The 16387-nt window shown below is 64.6% G+C and carries 16 protein-coding genes; 3 read left to right on the top strand and 13 right to left on the bottom strand.

What is annotated here, in order from left to right:
- Positions 1-21: 21 nt before the first annotated feature.
- Genes mdcB through madL form a run of 8 tightly spaced genes read right to left on the bottom strand, consistent with a single transcriptional unit; the run spans position 22 to position 6341 of the window.
- Entirely contained in the window at positions 22-873 is an 852-nt protein-coding gene (mdcB, locus tag QM467_RS05325) for a triphosphoribosyl-dephospho-CoA synthase MdcB (RefSeq protein WP_283365262.1), read from the bottom strand.
- On the bottom strand, positions 870-1544 hold the full coding sequence (mdcG, locus tag QM467_RS05320; RefSeq protein ID WP_283365261.1) for a malonate decarboxylase holo-[acyl-carrier-protein] synthase: 675 nt from the start codon (positions 1542-1544) through the stop codon (positions 870-872). The genes mdcB and mdcG overlap by 4 nt, the downstream gene beginning before the upstream one ends.
- Entirely contained in the window at positions 1531-2253 is a 723-nt protein-coding gene (gene mdcE / locus QM467_RS05315; protein WP_283365260.1) for a biotin-independent malonate decarboxylase subunit gamma, read from the bottom strand. Before mdcE ends, mdcG begins: the two co-directional genes overlap by 14 nt.
- Position 2254: 1 nt before the next feature.
- On the bottom strand, positions 2255-3130 hold the full coding sequence (locus QM467_RS05310; protein WP_283365259.1) for a biotin-independent malonate decarboxylase subunit beta: 876 nt from the start codon (positions 3128-3130) through the stop codon (positions 2255-2257).
- Positions 3127-3444, bottom strand: coding sequence for a malonate decarboxylase acyl carrier protein (gene mdcC, locus QM467_RS05305; RefSeq protein ID WP_283365258.1), 318 nt, complete (start codon positions 3442-3444; stop codon positions 3127-3129). The genes QM467_RS05310 and mdcC overlap by 4 nt, the downstream gene beginning before the upstream one ends.
- Before the next feature lie 7 nt (positions 3445-3451).
- A complete protein-coding gene (gene mdcA / locus QM467_RS05300; protein WP_283365257.1) occupies positions 3452-5095 on the bottom strand; it encodes a malonate decarboxylase subunit alpha in 1644 nt (547 codons plus the stop codon).
- Positions 5096-5124: 29 nt separating this feature from the next.
- The gene (gene madM, locus QM467_RS05295; RefSeq protein WP_283365256.1) at positions 5125-5889 is read right to left on the bottom strand and encodes a malonate transporter subunit MadM; all 765 of its coding nucleotides are present in this window, start codon (positions 5887-5889) and stop codon (positions 5125-5127) included.
- 11 nt (positions 5890-5900) lie between these two features.
- Positions 5901-6341 (bottom strand): malonate transporter subunit MadL, encoded by a 441-nt coding sequence (madL, locus tag QM467_RS05290; RefSeq protein WP_283365255.1) that lies wholly within the window; start codon positions 6339-6341, stop codon positions 5901-5903.
- Between the two features lie 95 nt (positions 6342-6436).
- On the opposite strand from madL, the gene QM467_RS05285 reads away from it, so the two are divergent.
- Positions 6437-7153, top strand: a complete 717-nt coding sequence (locus QM467_RS05285) for a GntR family transcriptional regulator (protein ID WP_446737734.1) — start codon at positions 6437-6439, stop codon at positions 7151-7153.
- 19 nt (positions 7154-7172) lie between these two features.
- Positions 7173-7922 carry a sulfite exporter TauE/SafE family protein gene (locus QM467_RS05280; RefSeq protein ID WP_283365254.1) on the top strand — a complete coding sequence of 250 codons (750 nt, stop codon included), beginning with the start codon at positions 7173-7175 and terminating at the stop codon, positions 7920-7922.
- Positions 7923-7970: 48 nt separating this feature from the next.
- Here the strand turns inward: QM467_RS05280 and QM467_RS05275 are convergent, their stop codons facing one another.
- From QM467_RS05275 to QM467_RS05255, 5 genes are all read right to left on the bottom strand, one after another.
- The gene (locus QM467_RS05275; protein ID WP_283365253.1) at positions 7971-9086 is read right to left on the bottom strand and encodes an acetoin dehydrogenase dihydrolipoyllysine-residue acetyltransferase subunit; all 1116 of its coding nucleotides are present in this window, start codon (positions 9084-9086) and stop codon (positions 7971-7973) included.
- A gap of 11 nt (positions 9087-9097) precedes the next feature.
- Positions 9098-10120, bottom strand: a complete 1023-nt coding sequence (locus QM467_RS05270; RefSeq protein ID WP_283365252.1) for an alpha-ketoacid dehydrogenase subunit beta — start codon at positions 10118-10120, stop codon at positions 9098-9100.
- A gap of 24 nt (positions 10121-10144) precedes the next feature.
- On the bottom strand, positions 10145-11128 hold the full coding sequence (locus QM467_RS05265) for a thiamine pyrophosphate-dependent dehydrogenase E1 component subunit alpha (RefSeq protein WP_283365251.1): 984 nt from the start codon (positions 11126-11128) through the stop codon (positions 10145-10147).
- A 39-nt stretch (positions 11129-11167) separates the two neighbouring features.
- The gene (locus tag QM467_RS05260; protein ID WP_283365250.1) at positions 11168-12202 is read right to left on the bottom strand and encodes an NAD(+)/NADH kinase; all 1035 of its coding nucleotides are present in this window, start codon (positions 12200-12202) and stop codon (positions 11168-11170) included.
- A gap of 165 nt (positions 12203-12367) precedes the next feature.
- Complete coding sequence (locus QM467_RS05255; RefSeq protein WP_283365249.1) at positions 12368-14278, bottom strand: sigma-54-dependent Fis family transcriptional regulator; 1911 nt, start codon at positions 14276-14278, stop codon at positions 12368-12370.
- A gap of 300 nt (positions 14279-14578) precedes the next feature.
- Here QM467_RS05255 and QM467_RS05250 point away from each other — a divergent pair, with 300 nt between their 5' ends.
- Positions 14579-16384, top strand: coding sequence for an NAD(P)/FAD-dependent oxidoreductase (locus tag QM467_RS05250; RefSeq protein WP_283365248.1), 1806 nt, complete (start codon positions 14579-14581; stop codon positions 16382-16384).
- Positions 16385-16387 lie beyond the last annotated feature (3 nt).

Raw genomic sequence — 16387 nt, 5'->3', positions numbered from 1 at the left:
ATAAGGCTCATGCGACGAGACTCATGGGGCAAGCCCGTGGACGAACCAGGCGGCGGCGAGACAATCCGCCGCGCCGCCGGGCGAAAGATGCAGGGCGACGCAATCGCCGTGCAGGTCGAGCGCGCGCTGGCGCCAGTCCCGCGCATGCACGCCGCCCGCGTCGAGGAACCGGCGCGCCGCGTTCTGGACAAAACCGAGGCCTTCGAGCCCGCCGCGATGCAACAGGTTGGTGTCCTGCAATTCGGCCATAATGGCGAAAAGGCATTGAATGGAGGCGCGCTCCGCGCAGGACGTTCGCTTCAGCGTTTCGCGCAGCGCCGGAACGGCGATTCCGAGCAGTGTCGGCAGGCCCGCCAGCAATTCCTCCCGCGCCCCGCGCGCGCCATAGCGCCGGATCACGCGCGCGCCATGAGAGTCCGGCGCTACGCGCCCCACTTCCGCGACGCCTTCGCCCCATAATTGGAGGACCGTTTCCGTCAGCAATTCGCCTTGGAGGCCGAGGCCACGCGCGCGCCGCCAGCCCGCCGCCGCGGCGAGAAAGCCGAGACAGAAAATCGCGCCGCGATGGGTGTTGATTCCGCCCGTCGCCGCCAGCATCCGCCGCTCGGCCTCGATCCCCAGACGCCGCAATTCATCAAAAGACGCCTCGCGCGCGCCGGCCTCCGCGATAGCCGTGAAATAGAAGCGCAACGCGAGAAGGGAGCGAACAAAAGTCGTCAGGTTCATGTCGTCATGCGCGCCATTATCGACAGGGCTGACGAGGCCGGGCTTGGGATGAAGCTTCAGTTCCGTCAGTAGCGCGCGGATGGCGAGGCGCCCGATATCGCCCGATGCGCTGCGTAGATCAGGCGCGAAACGAGTCTGACTGGTCATGCGGCCCTCGCGGAGAGTAGAGCGTCGATGTCCTCGATCGAGCGCAGGCTGACATTATCGGCGCCCTTGACCAGAATTTTTTGCGGGCGCGCGGCAAATTCGCGCCAGGCGACAAAATCTCCGCCGGGCAAGGCGATCTCGCCGTCGAGGCGCGGCGCCGGCCAGCGGCTTTCGAAATTCTGCAACAGGGCGATCCACGCCGCCAGCTGGGTGCCATGGGCCGGGGTCAGCAACAGGTCGATGTCGGAATTGCGCGTGACGTAAACAAGGGCGGGGTCAGCGGCGAAAAACTGCCAGGCGAACGATCCGAACACGCGCATTTCCGGCGCGATGCGGGCGACCACGCCCGCCAGTTCGCGCATCGCCTCGGGCCAAAGCGCCGCGCCATTTTCAACGACGTCGAGGAAGAAGGGAGGCTGGCGGCGCAGAGCGACCGCTTCAGTCGGGAGGATCACGCCAACCCGCCTCTTGCCCGGCAAGGCGAGGCCCAGCCGAAGCAGGCCCGGCGCGTCGCCCTCCTGCCGCCGCGCGACAACCAGAGGCCGCCCTTTCTCGCTCCAGCGCGCGAGCGCGTCTTCATCCTCCGCCGCGAGCGGCGCCGCCAGCCTGCGGCGCCAGTCGTCCGGCAGATAGACCCAGTCGTGGCGGCGGTAGAGGTCAGCCTGCCGCATGGCGCACCCTTTCGGCCACGCCGCGCGCCAGCCTGCGGCCGTCGCGCTCCTCGCCCCATTGGCGGCGGCTGTCGCCCTCCGGCGGAACGTCGAGCGCCTCGGCCAGGCGCTGGGACAGATCGCCTTCCCACAGAGCATTGACCGCGCCCATTTTCAGATAATTTCCGACGCCAGGCGCGAAAACCGGCGACGACTTGCTCAATTCTTCCAGCCGTTCGAGCGGGATCTTGGTGATGCGCGACATGGCCGGGAGATTCATCACGCGCACCTGCGACTCGGGCAGCGCGTAGCAGCGGTCGGCCAGCAGGCTGGAGGCGAGGAAGCCGCCGCTCACCGCCTCGGAATAGACGAGGCCGACGATCTTGTGGCCCTTGTTGCGCGCCAGTTGCAGGCATTTGGCGAGATGCGCCATATAGCCGTTGATGCCGAGCAATTCGTCGCGGCGGCTCAGCCGCTGGCCTTGCGTGTCCACCAGCAGCAGGATCGGGCGGGCGGGCAAATCTGGCCTGGCGGGATATTCGCGCACGATGCGCAGGACCTCGCCCGCCATGCGGAAGGCGAGTTCAACGCCGATCGGCGCCGCGTCGATCGAGCCGATGACCGCGACTTTTCCATTCGAGCTCTCGCCCGTTCCGGCAAAATAAAGGCCGTCGAAAGCGACCTCGCTGCCGTTGGGAAAAAGCTTTTCGAGCAGGGTTCTGGCGTCCATGTCAGGCTCTCCTTCCAGCAACCTTGGCTACAAAAGAATCGGCCTCCAGCAAGGGCAGGCCTTCCGGGGCTTCGATCCCCAGCGCCGACCAGATGTCGAGCGCGTCATGACAGGAGCCGAATTTTTCCAGCCGCGCGCCGAGTTTTTCGTGTTCTGTCGTCAGGGCCTCAATTGAGAGATCGGGCTTCGTGTCGAGCAGGCTGATCGCGGCCTTGCGGAAGGCGGCGATATTATCCGCGACGAGCGCGTCGGCCTCGCCAAGCAGATAGCGATGCTTGCCGCCGACCGTGCGCCAGACCAGTGCGCGGTCGCGCGAGTCGAATTCCTCGACGCCGCAGGTCGTCTCGATCACCTCAGGGCCGGAAAGGCCGAGCCGCCCCTCCTCGCTCATCACGATCGCGTCGCAGAGCCGCGCGACAATGCCCATGCCGCCGAAACAGCCGAACTGGCCGCCGTCCAGCACAAGCACGGGAACGCCCGCGCTGCGCAAGGCCAGCACCGCGCGCATGATTTCGGAAACCCCGATCAATCCGGCGTTGGCTTCATGCAGCCGCACGCCGCCGGATTCCACCAGCAGCAGCACCGCGGCGGGCTTTTCGTCGCGCGCCCGCTCCAGCAGGCCGACGAGCTTGGCGCCATGAACCTCGCCCACGGCGCCGCCCATGAAACCGCCCTCCTGCGCCGCCGCCAGTACGGGACGGCCATCGAGAGTCCCCCGGCCGACGATGACGCCATCGTCAAAAGCGGCGGGCGTTTCGAGCTGCACGAGATGCGGGCTGACGACGCGCTCGGTCGCCGGCAGGAATTCGTGGAAGCTGCCCGGATCAAGCAGATCCGCCAGGCGCTCGCGGGCGCTGGCCTCGTAATAGCTGGTCATTGCGCGCCCCCCAGAAAATTCTCCACGGCCTGGTCCAGCCGCAGTGAAACCACCGCCGGCGTCGCGCCAACGTCGTTGATCGAAATGCGCACGTCGGCCAGCTTGTGCCGCGCGAAAAAATCGTCGAGGACGGCCTCCCAGGTGGCGCCGAAACCACGCGCGGCGGTCAGGATCTCGACGGCGCAACGGCCGCCAAGTTTTTCGGGCTCGATCAGGATTTCGAGATTGCCCGAGCCGACGACGCCGACAAGGGCGGGCGCGCGCGTCGCATTCACAGGGGCGCCGCCAAGAAATTCAAAGGTCAGCTTTTCCATGTTGGGCCTACCAGTTGCGGAAACGTTTGGGCGGGTCGTAGAGACCGCCGGAAGCGCGCACGAGGTCTTTGACGGAGCGCGCGGCGAGCAGGTCGCGGGTGGCGTGACGCTTGTCGATGCCGAGGTCTTCGGGACGGCGGATGATGCCGCGGTCACGCAAATTTTCGACCATTCGCTTGTCGCGTCCGAGGCCCACGGGCGTATAGCCGGCGACGCCGCGAATGGCCTGCTCGCGCTCCTCGTCGGTGCGGCAGAGCAGCAGGTTGGCGATGCCTTCTTCCGTCAGGATATGGCTGACGTCCTCGCCGTAGATCATCACCGGCGGCAGATCCATATTGGCGGTTTCGGCCAGCTCCCAGGCGTCGAGCTTTTCCACGAAGGCGGGCTGCATATGCTCGCGGAAGGTCTCGACCATCTGCACGACCAGTTTCTGGCCGCGCGGGATGAGATTGCGGCCTTCGCGCGCCTCGCGACCCGCCTTTAGCCACGCATTGCTGGCATGACGTCTGCCGCGCGCGTCAGAACCCATGTTCGGCGCGCCGCCGAAGCCGGCGATGCGGCCGAGCGTGGCGGTGGAGGAATTGCCCGCGAGATCGACCTGCAAGGTCGAACCGATGAACATGTCGCAGGCGTAATGGCCCGCCGCCTGGCACATGGCGCGGTTGGAGCGCATCGAGCCATCGGCGCCGGTGAAGAAAATATCGGGCCGGGCGCGGATATAGGCCTCCATGCCAAGCTCGGAGCCGAAGGAATGCACGCTCTCGACAAAGCCGGCCTCGATGGCCGGGATCAGCGCCGGGTGCGGGTTGAGCGCCCAATGCTGGCAGATCTTTCCTTTCAGCCCGAGCGATTCCGCATAGGTCGGCAGAATCAGCTCGATCGCCGCGGTGTCGAAGCCGATGCCGTGGTTCAGGCGGTTCACGCCATATTCGGCGTAAATTCCCTTGATCGCCATCATGGCCATCAGGACCTGGATTTCGGAAATCTGGGCCGGATCGCGGGTGAACAGAGGCTCGATGAAATGCGGCTTCGGGCTTTGCACGACAAAGTCCACCCAGCCGCCGGGAATATCGACGCGCGGCAGCGTATCGACGATCTCGTTGACCTGGGCAATGACGATACCGCTCTTGAATGCGGTCGCCTCGACGATCACCGGCGTATCCTCGGTGTTCGGGCCGGTGTAGAGATTGCCTTGCCTGTCTGCGGCCTGGGCGCAGACGAGGCTGACGCGGGGCGTCAGATCGACGAAATAGCGCCCGAACAATTCGAGATAGGTGTGGATCGCGCCGATCCTGATCTGATTGGCGCCGACCAGCTTGGCGAGGCGGCCCGCCTGCGGGCCGGAAAAGGAGAAATCCAGCTTCGAGGCGACGCCGCGTTCGAACACGTCAATATGTTCGGGCAGAGCCAGGACGGACTGCACCATATGCAGGTCGTGGACCGTTTCGGAGTCCAGACCGGCAAGCGCGGCGGCGAGAAAATCCGCCTGCTTCTGATTGTTGCCTTCGAGGCAGACGCGGTCGCCGGGCTCCAGCACGGCTTCGAGCAAGGCGCCGATGTTGGCGGCGGCGACTTCCTTGCCTTTCGCCAGGGTAGCGGCGCGGGCGAGCCGCGCCTGCCGGTTGCGCGCCTGAGCGTTCCAGTCTCGCATGAACATGCCTTTCTGTGTTCGTCCCGTTCTCAGCCGAACAGGGCCTTGACCGCGAGGAAGAGAATGGAAGGGCCAAGCAGGCAGCCGAACCCGGTGTGGAAGGTCGCGACCAGCGCGCCATAAGGCACAAGGCGACGGTCGGTCGCGGCAAGTCCCGCGCTCACGCCGCTGACGGTTCCTGCGAGACCGCCGAAGACCATGGCCGCCTGCGGATTATTCAGCCGCATGAAGCGGGCGAACACCGGGGTGAAGATCATCACCAGGATCGCCTTGATCACGCCAGTGGCGATGCTGAGCGCAATGACGTCCGAGGAGGCGCCGATTGCGGCTCCGGTGATCGGCCCGACGATATAGGTGACGGCGCCCGCGCCGATGGTGGTGAGCGTCACCGGGTCGCGATGCCCAAAGGCGTAAGCCACGCCGACGCCGACGATGAAGGGCAGAACCGTGCCCAGCACCAGAGCGAGAAAGCCGAGCCAGCCGGCCTTTTTCGCCTCATCGACATGAACCTCGCTCGCGGTGGCGACGATGGTGAAATCCCGCATCATGGCGCCGCCCATCAAGGCGAGGCCGCCAAATTGGGCGACATCGGCGAGACCCTTGGCCTTTCCGGTGATCGCGCCGCCCCAATAAGCGAGCGCCAGTCCAGCGAGAACGGCGATGGCGGAGCCTGCGACGCGGCCACGGGTGAGATGGTGGGCCAACTGGTTCGAAACCCAGATCACAGCGCCGACGAAGGCGAAGGCGGTGATCAGCGGATTGTCGAGAATGGTTTTTTCGATCATGTGCAGCATGGCGACGGTCCTCAGCGATGGTCGGGGGCGACGGAGAGGTCGCTGGCGGGATCGTGATCGTCCGAGACCGGCTCGAGCGCCGCGCTGGCGATATGGGCGCGTTCGATGACCCGATTGATCAATGAGATGAACAATATGCAGATCGCGAAGGAGCCGGCGGCGGCGAGCAGGGCGATCGGGCCGCTCTTGAACGCGACGATCACGTTCTGCGTCGCCGCCATCGCGACGACCACGGGGATGTACATCATCGCCCAGAAAGTCACGCCTTTGGCGGTGTCGACAGCGAACAGACCGCGCTTTTGCAAATAATGCTGCGCCGCTATCAAAAGCAGCATCGCGATGCCGACGCCGCCGACATTCGCCTTGACGCCGATCAGCGCCGCAATTCCCTCGCCTATGATGACGCCTGCAAGATAGCAGGCCGCCAATAGCGCGGTGCCAAAAATCACCATCGCTTCCCTCCCCTGTGCTGGTTGGATTTCTGTATTCCAATTCCAATTTATGTATACAGAAAACATTGATGTGGACACAGTGTCAAGCATTTTGTATGAAGGATTCAGAAATCATTTTTTCCAGCGTCGACGCCATGGACCAATCGCCACACCGCCTGTCGGAACAATTGCTCGAAGCCATCGAGGAACGGATCGTCACCGGGGAATATCCGCCGGGCGCGCGCCTCGACGAAGTCGAGCTCGCCGAAGCCTTCGGCGTCTCGCGCACGCCGATCCGCGAGGCGTTGATCCGCCTCGGCTCGATCCACATGATCGAGAAAATGCCGCGCAAGGGCTGGGCCGTCGCCCCGGCCTCGCCGCGCCGGCTGTGTGAAATGTTTGAATTCATGGCCGAGCTGGAAGCGCTCTGCGGCAGTTTCGCCGCCAGGCGCGCGACGCCGTTCCAACTGCAGAAGCTGCTAGCGGCGCATGAGGCCTGCCGGGGCGTGAATGACCCGGACGAATATTACCGTTTGAACGAAATCTTCCACGTCGCGCTCTACCAGGCGAGCGGCAACGAATTCCTGATCGAGCAAACGCTGGAAATGCAGCGCCGCGCGCGGCCTTACCGGCGTCTGCAATTGCGCGTTCCCGCACGCATTGCGTCGTCCTTCGCCGAGCATGAGCAGATTGTCGCCACGATCCTCGCCAATAACGCCGATCTCGCGGCGGAAAAACTGCGCCAGCACGTCATGGTGCAGGGGGAACGCTTCGCCAATCTCATCCAGTCCGTCGAAAAATTATCGACCGCCGACGTCAAGCGGCGGGCCTGACCCCAGCCCGAGGAACAAAATGCAAAGCGCGATCCTTGTCGCGGGCGCCGGCTTGCTCGGCGGCGCCATGAACGCCATCGCCGGCGGAGGCTCCTTCGTGACGCTGCCGGCGCTGGTCGCCGCCGGCGTGCCCTCGCTTTTCGCCAATGCGACCAGCACGGTCGCGCTGGTGCCGAGCGCGCTCGCGACGGCCTTCGCCTATCGCCACGACTTCCGCGGCTTCGACGGCGTGAAGCTCTCGACCATGGCGGCGGTGAGCGTGATCGGCGGCGTGATCGGCGCGGTCCTGCTGCTCAAATCCTCGCAGAAATTTTTCGACAATATCTTCCCGTTCCTGCTGCTGTTTGGCGTCCTGGTCTTCGCCTTCGGCCGGAAGCTGGGCGAAGAACTGCGCAAACGCGTCAACATCCATCCGCACGCCCTTCCCGCGGTCCAGTTCGTCCTCGGCGTTTACGGCGGCTATTTCGGCGGCGCGGTCGGCGTCATGATGCTGGCGGCCTGGAGCGTCCTGACCAAGGCGACCATCAATTCCATGCAGGCGTCGCGTCACTTGCTCAACGCGTCGATGAACGCCACAGCGTCCCTGTTCTTCATTGTCGGCGGCTTGATCTACTGGAGGGAAATGGCGGTGCTGCTTGTCTCATCGACGGTGGGCGGCTATCTCGCCGGGCATTACGGGAGACGGCTGGATCCCGCGAAGGCGCGGATCGTGATCTCCTGCCTCAACGCCACAATCACCCTGCTCGTCTTCTGGCGCGCCTATCGCTAAAAGGCGAACCGCCGCGAGACGCGGCGGTTCGCCTCGGCGCCCGGCCAGTTAGGCCGAAAGATGCGCGAGCAGCAGTTCGTTCACGCGGCCAGCCTTTTCCATCTGGACCATGTGGCCGGCGCCGGCGAGCGTCTCCGATTTGGCGCCTGCGCCCAGAGCCGACGCATGCGCGGCCGGGATGATGCGATCCGTCTCGCCCCAGATCACCAGAGCGGGGATTCCGGACGCTTTCAGGCCTTCAGCGAGCACTGAAGTCTGACGCCCTTCGGGGAACACGCCCGCCGCGAGGCTCCGCAAGGCGGCTTCGACCCCATCGATGCGCTTGTATTTAAGAACCTCGTCGACCAGCTGGCGGTTGACGAGCGCCGGGTCGTCGAACAGTTGTTCAAGCAGAGGCTTGAGATCGCGCCGCGCGCCAGCCGCCACAAAGCCATCGAGGTAGGCTCCATTGATCTCGGGGCCGAGTCCCGCCGAACCGATCAACGCCAGCGATTTGACCCGCCCCGGCTGGTCCAGCGCCACGCGGGCGGCGACGGCGCCGCCCATGGAATGACCGACCAGATGCGCTGATGACTCGCCGACAGCGTCCATGAAGGCGATGACGGCCGACGCCAGCCAGCCAAGGCTCGCCTCGCCAAGCTTCTTGTCCGACTGGCCGTGGCCGGGCAGATCGAGAGCGTAAACCGTCCCTGCTCCGGCCAGTGCCTCGATATTGAAAAGCCAGTTGTCGAGGTCGCCGCCGAAGCCATGAACCAGAATGACGACCTCCGCGCCCTCGCCCCGCTTGGCGTAGCGTAGTCGGCCAAAGGGCGTGGCGACGAACTCATAGCGCGCACCGGAGTCCTCGTCGCCGCCCTCCTCGCTGGCGGGAGCGGAGTAACCGGCGACGAAAGCCTCGATCTCCTCGTCCGCGACGTCATCGCCGGCGATGACGCCAATGAGCGCCTTGACCGGATAGACGACGCCGTCTTCGCCAATGACGCGGCGCAAGGTTCCCGCAGCGTCCGCCTCGACGACATTGACGATCTTGTCGGTCTCGACCTCCATGATCTCGTCGCCGACAGCGATTTTGGCGCCGACCGGCTTCAGCCAGCCGGTCAGCTTTCCTTCCGACATCGACAGGCCCCATTTGGGCATGACGATCGGCGTGATATTCGCATTCATATGGCGCTCCTTCAGGCCGCTTTGGCGCGGGCGATGGTCTTGCCGACGGCGGCGACGATGGCGTCCGCCGAGGGGACATAGAGGTCTTCCAGCGAAGGCGAGAAGGGCGTCGGCGTATGCGGCGCCGTCACCATCTGCGGCGCGGACTTGAGCGCGCCGAAGGCGTGCTGCGCCACATAGGCCGCGACGTCGCTGGCGAGCGAGCAGCGCGGATTGGCCTCGTCCACCACGACGAGGCGTCCGGTGCTCTCGACGCTTTCAAGAACCGTGTCCCAATCGATCGGCGACAGGGTGCGCAGGTCGATCACCTCCGCCTCGACGCGATCCTTGCGGGCGAGTTTTTCCGCCGCTTCGAGCGCGCGGTTGACGGTCAGGCCATAGCTGACGATGGTGACGTCCTTGCCCTCGCGCGCGATATTCGCCTCGCCGAACGGAATAGCGTAGGACTCCTCCGGAACCTCGCATTCGAGGCCATAGAGGTTCTTGTGCTCGCAGAAAATGACCGGATCGTCGTCGCGGATGGCCTGAATGAGCAGGCCTTTCGCCTCATAGGCGTTCGACGGACAGACCACCTTCAGCCCCGGAATATGGGTGAAAAGCGGCGTGAGCATCTGCGAATGCTGGGCGGCGGCGCGGAAGCCCGCGCCGACCATGGCGCGGATGACCACGGGCGTCTTGGCCTTGCCGCCGAACATGTAGCGGAACTTGGCCGCCTGGTTGAAAATCTGGTCGAAACAGACGCCCATGAAATCGATAAACATTAGTTCTGCGACCGGGCGCATGCCGCAGGCGGCGGCGCCGATGGCCGCGCCGACATAGGCCGATTCCGACAGCGGCGTGTCGAGCAGGCGGCCGCCGTGCTTGGCGTAAAGCCCCTTGGTGACGCCCAGCACACCGCCCCAGGCGTCGGCTTCGCCGGGCGCGCCGGAGCCGCCGACAATATCCTCGCCGAGCAGGATGACATTTGGGTCGCGGGTCATTTCGAGGTCCAGCGCCTCGTTGATCGCCGTCTTGAAGCTGATCTTGCGTGTCATGATTTTTCTCCTTCGATCGTGGCGTCAGTAGGAAACGTAAACGTCGGTGAGCAATTCGCGCGCATGCGGCAGGGGCGCGTCCTTGGCCGATGAAACAGCGGCGTCGATCAACGCCGCGACCTCAACATCGATCAGGGCGAAGTCGCGCTCGCTCGCCAGTCCGGCGTCGCAAACGCGCGCGCGAAAGATCTTCAGGCAGTCGCGATTGGCGCGGTTGAACTCATTTTCGCCCTTGGCCTTATATGTCTGGGCGTCGCCTTCAAAATGGCCGTAGAAGCGCGTGACGCTGCATTCGAGCAAGGCCGGCCCGCCGCCCTCGCGCGCGCGATTGATAATCTCGCCCGCCGCCTCATAGACCGCGAAAAAGTCGGTCCCGTCGACGGTGACGCCCGGCATGCCGAAGCCCGAAGCGCGATCGACATAGGAATCAACCGCCGTAGCGTATTCGACCGACGTAGCTTCGGCGTAACCATTGTTCTCGACGACGAAGAGGACCGGAAGATTCCACACGGCGGCGAGATTCATGCTTTCCAGCACAGTGCCCTGATTGGCTGCGCCATCGCCGAAAAAGGTGACGCCTACACCGTGGTCGCCACGGAATTTCGAGGCGAGCGCGGCGCCGCAGATCAAGGGCGCGCCGGCGCCCAGAATGCCATTTGCGCCCATCATGCCCTTGGAGAGGTCTGCGATATGCATCGAGCCGCCCTTGCCCCGACACGAGCCCGTGGCCTTGCCATAGATCTCGGCCATCATTTCATGGACGTCGACGCCCTTGGCGATGCAATGGCCATGGCCGCGATGGGTCGAGGCGATGCGGTCGATGTCCGTGAGGTGCATCATGATGCCGGTCGCGCAGGCTTCCTCGCCGGCATAGAGATGGACGAAGCCGGGAATGTCGCCCTTGGCGAATTCGAAATGCAGCCGCTCCTCGAAATCGCGGATGGTGCGCATGGTGCGGTAGGCCCGCAACAGCTCGTCCCTCGACAAGGGAAATGGATTGCTGGACATCTGTCGTTTCCTCCTTCTTCTGGTTTTGGATTGGTTTTCTCAGGCGCAGGCGAGGCAGCCTTCGCGCAGCAGCCCTTTGGCCGCCGCGTAGCGCATGACGGCCGCGACATTGATGGTGGAGAAGGCGTTTTCGACCAGCTCGATCGAAACCTTCCGCTTCGGGCCGAAGGACAATTCGCGCTCGCCGTCGAGCGCGATCGACCCCGCCGCAAGCGCAGGGGTGAAAGCGCGACCGGCCGGGAGACGGCGCCAGTCTTCCACCCCGATCGACACGACCAGGCCGGGAGCGATCGGCGCCCGCACGATTGCCGCGGCTGCGTGCGCCGGCGCCAGCCGAAGCATCAGGCCGTCCGCCTCGTCCCGCCCCATCGGCTCGACCAGCCCGGCGATCGCGGACATGCCGATGACCTGCGGATCGGCGAAGGTCACGTAAAGTTCGCGGAAGGTGTCGGCCCGCCACAGCGCGCGGGCGCCGAGGTTCTGCTCGGTGACGACGGCGACATCGACCAAAGCGATTTCGGACGGCGCGCCTTCGATGCTCACCTTCAGCCATTTATTGGCCGCGATCGCCACGTCCTTCGGGACAGCGCCGCTCGCGGCAAGGCCGGTCGCGAAACCCGTGACGGTCGGCTCGCGATATTCTGGAAAGGCGTTATTGGTGCCGGTCGAAATGCCAGCGATGGGCGTGGCGCCGCATTCCGCCGCAACAGCCCGATGCGTGCCGTCGCCGCCGAGAACGATGATCGCGGCGACGCCCTCGCCGGCCAATTTTCGCGCGGCGAGGCGCGAGTCCTCGACCGTGCCGGTGACGGGCATTTCGAGGAACGACAGGCGCGGAAAGCGGGTCTCGCCGCGATTGGCTGACTGCGTAAGATGGCGCAGGACATGGCCGGCGACGCCGCCGCGTTCCAGCATCATCACGGCCTCGGCCACGCCGCAGGCGGCGAGGCCGGCGAGCGCGCGCAGAAGCATGTTGGCGCGATCCGCGACCTGCAGGCTGTTGGCCTGAGCGATGACGCGGCGGATGTCGCGACCAGAAACCGGATTGGCGATGACGCCGACTTTGAGCGGCATGGGTTTCCTCAAGATTTTTTTCTTGAGGAGTGCTCAGCAAGCGCGGCGCCAGCGCGGCAAAGGCCAGCATCTAATTGAAATAGTTATATTTCAATAAACGGCGCTCTGCGGTCCGGCGGGGCGCCGCGCCACAGCTGTGGCGTCCGGCGCCACAGGTCGGCGCGCTCAGCCGGGGTTCCTGAACGCCATCAAGCCGTGGCGGCGAATCTGCCGGTGGATCGTAGTGCGGTCCACGCCGCGAAGCCGCGCGACCTGGGAGACGTTCCAACGATTGCGGCGCAATTCGGCGAGGAGTTCTTCAGCCGAGCCGCTGACCTTCCGCTCGTCGGCGTCGCCGCAGGCGATCCGGTCCGGCAGATCGTCGAGCTGGATCAGATCGCCTTCCGCGATCGCGCAGGCGTAATCCAGCGCATTGATCAACTCGCGAATATTGCCCGGCCAGTCATATTGCCGCATCCGCGCGAGCGCCGCAGGCGACAGGGCGAAGGCGCGCGCGAATTGCGCCCGCCGCTCGGCCAGCATCTTCTCCACCAGCCATTCGAAATCCAGCCGCTCTCGTAGCGGCGGCAGTTTCAGCACCGCGCCGCTGAGGCGGAAATAGAGGTCCTCGCGGAAATTGCCGCTCTTTATCAGCTCGACCAGATCGCGATGGGTCGCGGCGATCACGCGGATATCCACCGGGATCGGGCGCGTCGCCCCGACTGGGGTCAGCTCGCGTTCCGCCAGCACGCGGAGCAGACGGGTCTGCGAGGCCAGCGGCATGTCGCCGATCTCGTCGAGGAAGAGGGTGCCGCCATTGGCCTCAAGCACCAGTCCCTTCTTGCCCTTGGCTTTTGCGCCCGTAAAGGCGCCGGACTCATGGCCGAACAATTCGCTCTCGATCAGGGCTTCAGGCAAAGCCGCGCAATTCACGGCGATGAAGGGCTTGCCCGCGCGCGGGCTGACGCTGTGCAGCGCCTTGGTCAGATGTTCCTTGCCGGTGCCGGTTTCGCCGTGGATCAGCAGCCCCATCTGCGTATTGACCAGCTTGGTCGCACGCGAAAGGACATTGCGCATCGCGTCGTCATCGCCCGCCAGCGCCGCGAGCGCCGCCGGCAGAGGACGCTCGCGCAGCGGCGCTCCCGTCGTCTTTTTTGGCGGCGGCGGCAGCGCCTGGCCGAACAGAGTCCGACCGCTTCGACGCAGCCGCAACCCGCGCTGTTCGCTCGGCCGCGAGTGAACGTAAAACGGAAAGTCATCGACGCTGCACTCGAAGATGTCTGAAATCGACACCCGGCGCGGCGGCCTGGACGGATCGGGCGCCGGCATTTCCTGCTGCAGCATGATGCGGGCCTGATTGTTCACGCCGATGATCCAGCCGGAACCGTCGACGGCGATGACCACATCCGGATCGACGTCGGCGAATTCCGGGCACACCGCGAGCCGCAGAATCCATTCGTTGCGGAAGCGGTTCAGGAGATTGGCCGTCTCGATCTTGTGCGCGAAGGATTTCACCAGTTGCTGGGCGAGCAATTGGCCCTCCTTCGGCTCGGGCGACCGCAGGGCGGAAATATCGAGCACAGCGGCCATATTGCCCGAGGGATCGTAAATCGGCGCGGCGGTGCAGGTCAGCGGAATGTGAGTGGCGTCGAAATGATCGGTCTGGTGAACGGTCAGCGCCTCGCCCGTCGTAATGCAGGTGCCGACGGCGCAGGTGCCGGCATAGCTCTCGTTCCAGTCGGCGCCAAGATAAAGCCCTGCCTTGCGGCAATTATTGGCGAAGGTCGGATCGCCCATGAAATCGACGGTGACGCCATTGGCGTCGGTCAGAAGCAGGACATAGCCGAGGCCTGACACCTGCCGATACAGCATCTCGACGCCGAAGCGCGCCGTGTGCAGGAACTCGTCCATCGCGTCGCGATGCTCGCGCAATTGCCCCGGCGTGACGATGCGCGCCTCGCGCAGCACGCTCGGGTCGAGCTTGTGCTCGGTCACGCAGCGCAGCCATGAATCATGGATGATCGCGTCGCGCCGCGAATTGCGCTCCGCCGCCGCGCGCACGAGTTCGTCGATATGGGCCGATTGCGCGCCGCGCATCACCACGTTCCTCCCGGATTCCGCTGTTTTTTTTCGCGGATGATTTTTTGGATTTGTTAATCGGGGAATTTCGCATGTAACGGCTCAACCTTCAACCTGAGGCGTCCCCGGCGCCACACATGTGGCGCCGCCGCCGCGCCTCCGGCTTTGCTGCAACCGCGTTAACTTATTGACTTATTTTCATATTTTTCGAATCCTCTCTCTGGCGCCGCCTTTGCTCTCCCTTTCCGCAGGTTCGGTCCCAAAACCGAATCCCAGAAAATGAAGATTCGCCGGCAATCGGCGACAGGGAGTTTGCAAATGCGAGACAAGGCGTCGGCGACAGCCGTTGCGACGGATGTTCTGAACCGGCTTGGCGAAGCGCTGGCGGCGGGCGATGTTCCTGCGGCGCTCGAATTGTTCCAGGCGGATTGCTATTGGCGCGACCTCGTGGCGTTCACCTGGAACCTCAAGACGCTGGAAGGCAAGGAGCAGATCGGCGACATGCTGCGCGCCCAGCTTGCCGAAGCGCGCCCGGAAAACTTGCGGATCGCCGACGGCGAAGTGGCGAGCGAGACCGGCGATGTCATCGAAAGCTGGATCGAATTCGAAACGGCGCTGGCGCGAGGCTATGGCCAGATCCGCATCAAGGAGGGGCGAATCTGGACCCTGCTCACCACGATGCAGGAGTTGAAGGGTTTCGAGGAGCCGATGGGCGTCCGGCGCCCCGCCGGCGCCAAGCATGGCATCGACGCCAGCCGCAAGACCTGGGCCGAGGAGCGCGCGCAGGAACAGGCGGAGCTAGGCGTGTCGCGCCAGCCCTATTGCCTCATCATCGGCGGCGGACAGGGCGGCATCGCCTTGGCGGCGCGCCTGCGCCAGCTCGACGTGCCGACCATCGTCATCGACAAGCACGCCCGCCCGGGCGACCAATGGCGCAAGCGGTACAAGTCTTTGTGCCTGCACGATCCCGTCTGGTACGACCACCTGCCCTATATGCCCTTCCCGGACAACTGGCCGGTTTTCGCGCCCAAGGACAAGATCGCCGACTGGCTCGAAATGTACGCCAAGGTCATGGAGATCAATTACTGGGCGTCGACCGAATGCGTGAAAGCGTCCTATGACGAGACCGCGAAGGAATGGACGGTCATCGTCCGCCGCGAAGGCCGCGAACTGGTTCTGAAGCCCAAGCAGCTCGTGCTCGCCACCGGCATGTCCGGCAAGCCGAACCTGCCGAAATTTCCCGGCATGGAGATCTTCAAGGGCGAGCAGCAGCACAGCTCGCAACACCCCGGCCCGGACGCCTATCGCGGCAAGAAGGTCGTGGTCGTCGGCGGCAATAATTCGGCGCATGACATCTGCGCGGCCCTTTGGGAAGGCGGCGCCGACGTGACCATGGTCCAGCGCTCGTCCACCCATATCGTCAAATCGGACTCCCTGATGGAGATCGGCCTTGGCGCCCTCTATTCCGAGCGCGCCGTCGCGTCCGGAATGACCACGAAGAAGGCGGACCTGACCTTCGCCTCCATGCCCTACAAGATCATGCACCAGTTCCAGATTCCGATCTACGACCGGATCCGCGAGCGCGACGCCGATTTCTACAAGCGGCTGGAGGACGCCGGCTTCATGCTTGATTTCGGCGACGACGGCTCCGGCCTGTTCATGAAATATCTGCGACGCGGCTCGGGCTATTACATCGACGTCGGCGCCTGCGATCTGGTCGCGGACGGCCGCATCAAGCTCAAGAGCGGCGTCAATGTCGCGCGCCTGACGGAGAACGCCGTCGTCCTCACCGACGGGACGGAGCTTCCCGCCGATCTGGTCGTCTACGCCACCGGCTTCAGCTCGATGAACGGCTGGGCCGCCGATCTGATCTCGCAGGAAGTCGCGGACAGGATCGGCAAGGTCTGGGGCCTCGGCTCGAACACCAGCAAGGACCCCGGCCCCTGGGAAGGCGAGCTTCGCAACATGTGGAAGCCGACCCAGCAGGAAGGGCTGTGGCTCCACGGCGGCAACCTGCATCAGTCGCGCCATTATTCGCTCTATCTGGCCCTGCAGCTGAAAGCCCGGAAGGAAGGACTTCCGATCCCCGTCTACGGACCGCAGCCCGTTCATCACCTGTCCTGAGTT

Origin of the sequence: Rhodoblastus sp. 17X3 (assembly GCF_030056575.1) — a bacterium.
Classification (GTDB): Bacteria; Pseudomonadota; Alphaproteobacteria; order Rhizobiales; family Beijerinckiaceae; genus Rhodoblastus.
Note: the sequence above shows the minus strand (reverse complement) of the source record. Positions and strands in the feature narration are given on the sequence as shown.

Bases quoted from the DNA above. Each gene is read 5' to 3' on its own strand.
- mdcB (WP_283365262.1), bottom strand. From the start codon at position 873: ATGACCAGTCAGACTCGTTTCGCGCCTGATCTACGCAGCGCATCGGGC.
- mdcG (WP_283365261.1), bottom strand. From the start codon at position 1,544: ATGCGGCAGGCTGACCTCTACCGCCGCCACGACTGGGTCTATCTGCCG.
- mdcE (WP_283365260.1), bottom strand. From the start codon at position 2,253: ATGGACGCCAGAACCCTGCTCGAAAAGCTTTTTCCCAACGGCAGCGAG.
- QM467_RS05310 (WP_283365259.1), bottom strand. From the start codon at position 3,130: ATGACCAGCTATTACGAGGCCAGCGCCCGCGAGCGCCTGGCGGATCTG.
- mdcC (WP_283365258.1), bottom strand. From the start codon at position 3,444: ATGGAAAAGCTGACCTTTGAATTTCTTGGCGGCGCCCCTGTGAATGCG.
- mdcA (WP_283365257.1), bottom strand. From the start codon at position 5,095: ATGCGAGACTGGAACGCTCAGGCGCGCAACCGGCAGGCGCGGCTCGCC.
- madM (WP_283365256.1), bottom strand. From the start codon at position 5,889: ATGCTGCACATGATCGAAAAAACCATTCTCGACAATCCGCTGATCACC.
- madL (WP_283365255.1), bottom strand. From the start codon at position 6,341: ATGGTGATTTTTGGCACCGCGCTATTGGCGGCCTGCTATCTTGCAGGC.
- QM467_RS05285 (WP_446737734.1), top strand. From the start codon at position 6,437: ATGAAGGATTCAGAAATCATTTTTTCCAGCGTCGACGCCATGGACCAA.
- QM467_RS05280 (WP_283365254.1), top strand. From the start codon at position 7,173: ATGCAAAGCGCGATCCTTGTCGCGGGCGCCGGCTTGCTCGGCGGCGCC.
- QM467_RS05275 (WP_283365253.1), bottom strand. From the start codon at position 9,086: ATGAATGCGAATATCACGCCGATCGTCATGCCCAAATGGGGCCTGTCG.
- QM467_RS05270 (WP_283365252.1), bottom strand. From the start codon at position 10,120: ATGACACGCAAGATCAGCTTCAAGACGGCGATCAACGAGGCGCTGGAC.
- QM467_RS05265 (WP_283365251.1), bottom strand. From the start codon at position 11,128: ATGTCCAGCAATCCATTTCCCTTGTCGAGGGACGAGCTGTTGCGGGCC.
- QM467_RS05260 (WP_283365250.1), bottom strand. From the start codon at position 12,202: ATGCCGCTCAAAGTCGGCGTCATCGCCAATCCGGTTTCTGGTCGCGAC.
- QM467_RS05255 (WP_283365249.1), bottom strand. From the start codon at position 14,278: ATGCGCGGCGCGCAATCGGCCCATATCGACGAACTCGTGCGCGCGGCG.
- QM467_RS05250 (WP_283365248.1), top strand. From the start codon at position 14,579: ATGCGAGACAAGGCGTCGGCGACAGCCGTTGCGACGGATGTTCTGAAC.